The sequence below is a fragment of the Caulobacter sp. X genome, assembly GCF_002742635.1.
In the GTDB taxonomy this organism is placed as follows: domain Bacteria; phylum Pseudomonadota; class Alphaproteobacteria; order Caulobacterales; family Caulobacteraceae; genus Caulobacter.
The window spans coordinates 1-2,026 of record NZ_PEGF01000009.1 but is presented as its reverse complement, the minus strand read 5'-3'; the positions used below and the strand labels follow the sequence as shown (position 1 = coordinate 2,026).

Below are 2,026 nucleotides of genomic sequence, written 5' to 3'. Positions count from 1 at the left end.
GGACTAAACGATTTATCGCAATCAAAGCCCGTTAAAGTAATAGCTGTTTCAGCTGGAAAAGGTGGCGTAGGCAAGAGTAATATTGCGATTAATTTGGCAGTTTGTTTGTCTCAACTCGGAAAAAAAGTGATGTTACTTGATGCGGATTTAGGTTTAGCAAATATTGACATCATGCTAGGATTACCTACTAAATATAATCTGTCACATGTATTTCAGGGAGTATGTCAATTAAATGACATTATCTTTCCAGGTCCTAGTGGCATCAGTATTGTTCCTGCGGCTTCAGGAACAGAATACATGACACAGCTCTCTCAATTACTCATGTTACGCACGATGAAGTTTAAGCAGCCATTTTTTTTAGCTCCTGCCAGGCAATCTGGTTCGCTCTAACAATCAATTTGTATTTAATGGCAAAGTGATTTAAATGAGTTTTTATCTTCAACATTTCCAGCTTGCAATAGGCAATTATAGAAGCGTAAATATGATTACACTGAGTTTTGACGGTTCGAGTTGGGGACTTGGTTAAGCTTGCATTTTGCTTAATTGATTTATGGTACTCTTCAATCCGCCACCGTTTCTGGTACACTTCATAAAGACGTTCAGCGCTACTAAGCATGTCATTAGAAGCAAGATAGAGAATTCCTGTTGAACCGTTTTCGTTTTTGAACACTTTTTTCAGGAGCCTCACGGGGAAGTCTAGGCCTCTAAGCCAGACTATGTGGGCCACATCCTCTTCAAGTTCCAATGCTCTTACTTGTTGGTACCGTCCGTTTTTGGCATCGTTTTCAGATAAAGCTAACGTGCGGTTAGATTTAATCCCAATGATAAACGATTTTTGAAGGTCTTTATGGATGTGAACCATATTGGCCTTCGAGCCAAACCAGTTGTCCGCAAGGACATAATCAAACATCACTTTATTGGTAATCGCTTGGGCAATCAGGTTTTGAAATAATTGATTTTTGGTTATGGATGACTTTCTTCTCGTTTGTCTGGTTTTAATATCACAATAGGTGATGTCTTTTTTAATCACCTCATATCCTATAGGTACACTGAAATCATCATAGCGGATCATGCACGATAGGATATTAATCCCCTTGAGCACTGTCCCTTTGGCATGAGAATAATGCCAGCAATTCACTTCATTTTCATCGGTATAAGGTTTCTCTTCTATGGAATCATCAACTATCAATACCCCTCCAACTTCTTCTTGCCTCCTAACTGGCTTTTTTACATAGTGCCACAGTGATTTCGAGCCAAAATCCTCAAAACGAAGAAATCGAGTTACTTTGTCATGAGCAAATGCCCCATCAACCAAATCAGACAGCCCTGTTGCTGTCGCATATTTGTTTTGGAAAATCAAATAATCACTATAAAGATCAAGCATATCCATTTAACTCCCTCCCTAAAATTAAGGACGGAATTCTAATGCTTTTTATTCAAACTACAAGTTCATGTGCGTAACATGAGCAGCTGATATGAAGCATATGAGAAATCTCCTAATTACATTAAGAGATAATAGTAAAGCAACGCCTGCTGAAAAAAAGAAAATAGATGATTACCTTAACAAAGTGCAAAATCTATTGAGAATATATAGTGAATTAGATAGCAAGTATCCATTAATTATTGATGAACATACTAGCCCGGAAGATGTGATAAGTACATTGAATAAAAAATATAAAGATAATAAATTTTATTCAATGATGGGGCAGTTAGCAAGTATGGTCAATGATAGAGATGAGATAAATGCAATTTGTGCAAAATATGAACCATCACTCAGAACTAATCCTATTTATAATCAAGCTAGAACAACTTTTAATCCCAATGTGAGTCCGGATGATCCTGGTCGAGGAACTCAATCAAGAGATTTAGCAACCTTTACAATTATGCCGGCACAAAATTTACCTAGATTGTCTATGGTAATTAGAACTTTAAAGGAAAAGCTTGAAAGTTTTAAAAAAGACGAACCAGATTATCATTTTTCTCCCCCCTTTGTCCCAACTAAAGCGGTTCAAGATTTAATAGATCT

At 36.9% G+C, this 2,026-nt stretch carries 3 protein-coding genes; 2 read left to right on the top strand and 1 reads right to left on the bottom strand.

The window, feature by feature from the left end:
• Positions 1 to 390, top strand: a 390-nt coding sequence (locus CSW60_RS22930) for a P-loop NTPase (RefSeq protein ID WP_143324269.1), incomplete at its 5' end; no start/stop codon positions are given.
• Here the strand turns inward: CSW60_RS22930 and CSW60_RS22925 are convergent.
• Entirely contained in the window at positions 341 to 1,390 is a 1,050-nt protein-coding gene (locus CSW60_RS22925; RefSeq protein ID WP_099539396.1) for a transposase, read from the bottom strand. The two genes, CSW60_RS22930 and CSW60_RS22925, sit on opposite strands and share 50 nt — an antisense overlap.
• An 85-nt stretch (positions 1,391 to 1,475) precedes the next feature.
• Here CSW60_RS22925 and CSW60_RS23355 point away from each other — a divergent pair.
• Positions 1,476 to 2,026: hypothetical protein (locus CSW60_RS23355; protein ID WP_143324268.1), on the top strand; the 551-nt coding region annotated here is incomplete at its 3' end.